A 5,777-nucleotide genomic window follows, 5' to 3' on the forward strand; every position below is an offset into this window, starting at 1 on the left:
GACCGCGTGTGCGCCTGCACGAACTTCGGCTCACGATACAGCACGGTCAGGGTGGCCCGGCCGGCCGCCATCGCGAGCTGGTTGCCGCGGAAGGTGCCGGTGTGCGCGCCGGGAGTCCAGACGTCCAGCTCCGCGCGGTACGCGATGACGGCCAGCGGCTGGCCACCGCCGATCGCCTTCGACATGACGAGGATGTCCGGGGCGATCCCGCTGTGCTGGGCGGCCCAGAACCGGCCCGTTCGGCCCACGCCGGTCTGCACCTCGTCGAGGATCAGCAGGATGCCGCGCCGACGGGTGATCTCCCGGATGGCGCGCAGCCAGTCGTCCGGAGCAGGGACCACGCCTGCCTCGCCCTGGACGGCCTCGACGATCAGGGCTGCCGGGGCCGTGACGCCGCCGAGCGGGTCGTCGAGCAGGCGCTCGATGTAACGGATGGACAGCTCCGCGCCGTCCGGTCCGGCGGTGGGGAGCCGGCCGCCGAGACCCACGCCGAACGGGCAGCGGTAGGGATGCGGGAACGGCAGCCGGACGACGGACATCGCCGCGGGCAGCGGGCTCTTCACCGCCACGTTGCCGGTCACCGCCAGCGCGCCGGAGGTCATCCCGTGATAGCCGCCGGTGAAGGCGAGTAGGGTCTGGTTGCCTGTCGCGGTCTGCGCGAGCTTGAGTGCCGCCTCGACCGCGTCGGCGCCGCTGGGCCCGCAGAAGTGCAGCTTGACGTCGCTGCCCAGACCGGGTGGCAGACAGGAACGCAGCTCCTCGGTGAACGCGTCCTTCTCCGGCGTCGCCAGGTCGAGGGTGTGCAGGGGAGCGCCCCGCGACAGCGTCTCGGTGATCGCCTGGACCACGTCGGGATGGTTGTGGCCGAGGGCCAGGGTGCCGGCTCCGGACAGGCAGTCCAGGTAGCTTCGCCCGTCCGCACCGAAGATCGTCGCGCCTTCGGCGCGGACTGGCACGATCGGGAGGGTGCGAGCGTAGGTGCGCGCCGCGGACTCCCGCTCACGCTGACGAGCGAGGATTTCGGCGGGATCCATCGCCGGAGTGAGACGGCCGGCGTCGGTGCCGCTGTAAGCGGAAATCGTCATGATGGGCGACTCCCTTTCCGAGCGGGCCTTTTGAGGGGAGCCTAACCTAAGTTATCGGGTGGCTGTTGGTTCCTGTGTGGATGGATCGTGCCAGGCACCATCGGCGGACCTCTCCATAGTCCGCCCGCATAGCTGGCAGGGTCGTGCAAACGTTGCTCCCGATGGTCTTCGGAGTGGTGGCCGCCGCGGCGCGGCGGCCTCACGCACCCTCGGGAGGGCTCCTTCGGCCCAGACGCGCCGATTCTGTCTGGACCGCCCTGGCCATTGATCTCCCAACGCATTGGCGTCCCCATGGCATTGGCCGCCGCCGACGCCCGACGTTCCGCCACCATGATCGCGGCGTCGAAACGGATGGAATGGGACGGCGATCATTTGCCGGGAATTCGACCGTATCGCCGCGCCGGAGCGCCGAAGCGCGCCAGTCTCGGACAAGGGCCCAGGCCGTCGGTGGTCCGCCGGCGGCGGTATGGCCCGGGCCGGGTGGTGGACACCCCCGTTCAGGGGGGTGTCCGGCCCGCAGGCCGGAGGGAGAACGTACATGGATCTGCCGCCGTCGGCGGCGCCACTGCGCGCGTTGCCGGCCGAGTGTCTGCCCCCCGCGGTTCTCGCCGCGGTGCAGGCATGGCCTGCGGGCGAGCAGACCAGCGCCTACTTTTATGATCTTTCCGTCGCGGCCCGCAACGCGGCGGCCCTGCGTGCCTGCCTGCCCACCTGGGCGGAGATCTGCTACGCGGTGAAGGCGAACGGGTTCCCGCCGGTCCTCGACGCGCTCCTGGCGGGGCCCGCCCGGCTCGCAGCGGGCTCGGCGGAACCGTCCGGGCAGCCGGGACGAGGTCATCCGGGCGGTGTCGATGGCTTCGAGGTCTCCTCCGTGCGGGAGGCGGGCCTCGCCCAGGCGGCCTACGACCGGGCTGGCGCTGTCGGGCCACGTCGCCTGGTTGCCTCCGGCCCGGCGAAGTCGGTGGCGCTGCTGACGGCACTGGCCCAGTCGGACGGCGCCGTGGTCAATGTGGAGAGTGTCGGCGAGCTGCGGCGGCTGGACGCTGTCGCGGCCCGTCTCGGCCGGCGGGTCGACGTCGCCGTGCGGGTGAACCCCGCGCGCGTCGATCTCGCCGGTTCCCTCCAGATGGGCGGGCGGCCGAGCGCGTTCGGCATCCCCGAGCCGGAGGTGCCCGCCGTGCTCGAGCTGGCAGCCGGGCTGGCCCACGTGGACGTGATCGGATTCCACGTCCACGCCGTCTCCGCGAATCTCGACGCCGCGGCCCATCTGGGCTACGTCCGCTGGTGCCTCGACTTCGCCGTCCGCACGGCCTCCGCCGCCGGAGTCGACCTTCGCCTGGTCGACATGGGTGGGGGCTTCGGGGTGCCGTTCGAGCCGGACCGGCGTGGCGAGGTCCCCTTCGACCTGGCCCGCTTCGGGGACGGCCTGGCGGAGCTGCGCATCCCCCCGGGCGTCCGGGCGATCTTCGAGCCGGGACGGCTGCTCGTGGCGGACTGCGGCTGGTACGCGGCCCAGGTGATCGACGTCAAACGGTCCTACGGCACGGACTTCGTCGTGCTGCGCGGCGGCATCCACCACTTCGCCCTGCCGACGTCCTGGGAGATCGTCCACAACTTCGCGGTCGTCCCCCGATCGGGCCAGGTCGTCGCGGCGACGGCCACCCCGGAAGCCGCACTCGAACCGCCGGGCACCGAACTGCCGGAGAAAGACCTGTCGGACAACGAGCTGCCGGACACCGACGGGAGACCGGTCACCGTCGTCGGCGAGCTGTGCACGCCGGAGGACACCCTGGCCCGTGACGTCACTGTCGGGCCGGTCCGGCCGGGCGATGCCGTCGTCTTCCCGATGGCCGGTGCCTATGGCTACGAGTTCGCCCTGGCCGACTTCCTCAGCCATCCCCGCCCGCATCGGATCGTGCTGGACGCGGGCGGGGACCAGGTCAGAACAGCCGGGTGATGATCCTCGCGTCGGTCGGACCCACCTCGGCATCGGCATCGGGCTCGGCCGCTCGCCGACGGGCCACCGGCGACGAGCGGCTGACAATGGTCGTGCGGCTGCCACTGAGGCTGACACCCGGCGGCCCGCCGCGCAGCGTGGCGGCCGCGCGCAGGGAGCCCGTCAACCCGGAGCCGCCCGTGGGCCGCAGCCCGCCCACCGGTGCCGAGCCGGTCGGCGGCTCCGACGGCGGCGTGGCGCAACCAGAATGCCCGGCCGGGGAGCCCGATCCGGGGATCGGGCGTCCGCCGGCCGGGCCGGTGACGGTGTCCGGCACCGGCGATCCGGCTGGCGGAGCGGACTCCTGGGAGCCGCCGCCCGCTCTCGGCGTCGGAGTGTCGCCGGGCTCGCTGGTCGTAGCGGTCCGGATCGTCTCGCCGCGGGTTGACTCCGTCGGAATGGGAAGATCGAACCAGAGGTACTTGCCCGAGTCCGCGACCACCGTCCCCCAGCTGCCCGCGAGCGCGTCGAGGACCAGCAGCCCGCGGCCACCCTCCGCGTCGGGCGCCACCGTCCGGCGTTGCGGCAGGGCGTTCGAGGTGTCCGAGACGGATGCGTGGATCAGCCCCGGCCGCATCTCGATGAGGAGCCACAGCGGTGGCTGGCCGTATTTCACCGCATTCGTGACCAGCTCGCTGACCAGCAGTTCGGCGGTGCTGCGGGCGTCTTCCGGGATGGCCAGCATCCGCATCCCCTGCCGCAGGACATGGCGGGCCTGCGGAACGGCGGACGGCAGATACGGAAGCTCGGCGAGGATGTGGGTTGCGGGTGGGCACCGTGATGTTGCTTGCCGCACCACGTCCATCGGAACCGAAGACGCGCTCATCGACCACCAAGCCTGAACAACGAGGACATCGAGAGGTGGTGTACCCGCTGGCGGCGAATTGAAGCCTAGGCATCCGGATCGCGCGGGTTCTACCGATGCCGGGTCGTCATCTTCGCTCACTTCAGCCCTCGGACCTGCGCTTTCATGCGCCGGACCGGAGCGACATGGTGGCCGTCGCCTCGTGGGCTGGTGTGCTGGTGTGCTGGTGTGCTGGTGGGCTGAGGGGTTGGTGGGCTGAGGGGTTGGTGGGCGGGACGGGTGTCCGCCTCAGCAGGGCACCCGGGCGACGAGGATCGCGACATCGTCACGCAGGTTTCCGCCCGCGAAGCGCTCCGCCGCGGTGAGCACCCTGTCGGCGATGCCCTGGGCGGACAACCCGGCGCAGTCGCTGACGGCGTTCAGCAGCCGTTCCTCGCCGAGGAGTTCGTGGCCGTCGCGGGCCTCGATCACACCGTCGGTGTAGAGCACCAGCGCCTCGCCGGCCCCGAGGGTCAGGTCGATGCCCGGGAAGGAGACCTCGTCGTCGTCGAGGACGCCGAGCAGTGTGCCGGGGCGGCCGACGAGTGAGGCACTGCCGTCGGCGTGCAGGACGACCGGTTGAGGATGGCCCGCCAGGAAAAGCCGCAGGTTGACCCCACTGGCCGTGGGCGGCGGCCCGTCGAGCCCGGCCGTCGTGCCGTCGCCGTTGGCCTGTCCGTCCGCGTTCGGGTTCAAGGCCGCCGGGATGCCGGTGCCACCGCCCGCACGGGCGAGCCGCGTGCCGGCGGACCGGGTGGCCCCGAGGGCCGGCCCGATGCCCGCGGGGCCGGTCACGGCCGCGGCGGCCAGGGTGCAGAACCTGCCCTGACCGTTCGGATGCGTCGAGGCCGCCTCCCGCAGCGTGCGGTTCAGCTCGATCAGGACCTCGCCGAGATCCGTTCCGCGTCCGGTGAGCAGCCGCAGCACGGCGCGGGCCACCCCGGTCACGGTGGCGGCCTCGGCGCCCTTGCCGCAGACGTCGCCGATCGCGATCGTCCACCCCAGTGGGCCCCACAGCAGGTCGAAGAAGTCCCCGCCGACGTCCAGGCCGGCGGACTGCGCCGCCCCGTAGGCGGAGCCCAGGTCCAGACCCTCGATCAGGGGCAGCTCCGGCGGGCGCAGCCCGGCCTGCAAGGTGCCGGCGAGTTCCACCTGACGGCTGTAGAGACGGGCGTTGTCGATCGCGAACGACGCCCGTCGGGCCAGGTCCGTGAGCAGGTCGATCTCGTCGGCGGCGAACGCGTTGCCCTCCGGGCGGCCGAGGGCGAGGACGCCGAGGACGCGGCGCCGCGCCTTGAGCACCATGACCAGTGCCGGGCCACCGAAGGCGGTGTGGGAGTGCACCTGACCGCCGCTGGCGCCGCGCACGGCGGCCATCAGCGCTCCGTCGGGGTCCGCGGCGGCGGCGCTCAGGGCGCCGGACATGCTCTCCTCGGTGTGCGTGGAGGACCACAGCGCGGGATCGGCGTTTTCCCGATGCAGGTACACGGCGCACCACTGGGCGAGGCGGGGGACCGGCAGCTGCGCCAGCAGGGCCAGCGAATGCCCGAGTTCGAGGCTGCCGGCCAGCAGGTCGGATGCCTCGGCGAGGAAGGTCAGCATCCCGATCCGGCGTTCCTCGGCGCGGCGCATGTCGCCGCCGCCGAGCGCGAGCGCCATCCAGCGGGCCGCGAGGCGCACCCGTTCGACGTCGACGGCGGCCAACGCGTCGGCCACCGGCCACAGCAGCAGCTCGCCCAGGCTCTCCTGGGTCGGGTCCAGGGGGAAGCTCACGGCCCGGATTCCCCTAGCCGATGAGGACGATCAGGGGCGGCGCGGCGAGGACGACGAGCGCCGCGAGATAGGCGCCGGC

Annotated in this window: 3 protein-coding genes and 1 pseudogene; 1 reads left to right on the plus strand and 3 read right to left on the minus strand. The window is 72.5% G+C overall.

Going from position 1 to position 5,777, the window contains the following annotated elements; genetic code table 11:
* On the minus strand, nt 1-1,085 hold a 1,085-nt coding region (locus MXD58_RS18395; protein ID WP_250609630.1), incomplete at its 3' end, for a diaminobutyrate--2-oxoglutarate transaminase family protein.
* Nucleotides 1,086-1,623: 538 nt separating this feature from the next.
* Here MXD58_RS18395 and MXD58_RS18400 point away from each other — a divergent pair.
* The gene (locus MXD58_RS18400; RefSeq protein ID WP_248836431.1) at nt 1,624-3,042 is read left to right on the plus strand and encodes a type III PLP-dependent enzyme domain-containing protein; all 1,419 of its coding nucleotides are present in this window, start codon (nt 1,624-1,626) and stop codon (nt 3,040-3,042) included.
* Here MXD58_RS18400 and MXD58_RS18405 read toward each other — a convergent pair.
* Nucleotides 3,026-3,907 carry an ATP-binding protein gene (locus tag MXD58_RS18405; RefSeq protein WP_248836432.1) on the minus strand — a complete coding sequence of 294 codons (882 nt, stop codon included), beginning with the start codon at nt 3,905-3,907 and terminating at the stop codon, nt 3,026-3,028. The two genes, MXD58_RS18400 and MXD58_RS18405, sit on opposite strands and share 17 nt — an antisense overlap.
* A gap of 267 nt (nt 3,908-4,174) precedes the next feature.
* Nucleotides 4,175-5,701: pseudogene (locus MXD58_RS18410) on the minus strand (PP2C family protein-serine/threonine phosphatase); the annotation flags it as partial.
* Nucleotides 5,702-5,777 lie beyond the last annotated feature (76 nt).

The sequence above is a fragment of the Frankia sp. AgKG'84/4 genome, assembly GCF_023242965.2.
Classification (GTDB): domain Bacteria; phylum Actinomycetota; class Actinomycetes; order Frankiales; family Frankiaceae; genus Frankia.

Excerpts from the sequence above, each read along its gene's own strand:
- MXD58_RS18405 (WP_248836432.1), bottom strand. The coding sequence starts at position 3,907 with ATGAGCGCGTCTTCGGTTCCGATGGACGTGGTGCGGCAAGCAACATCA.
- MXD58_RS18400 (WP_248836431.1), top strand. The coding sequence starts at position 1,624 with ATGGATCTGCCGCCGTCGGCGGCGCCACTGCGCGCGTTGCCGGCCGAG.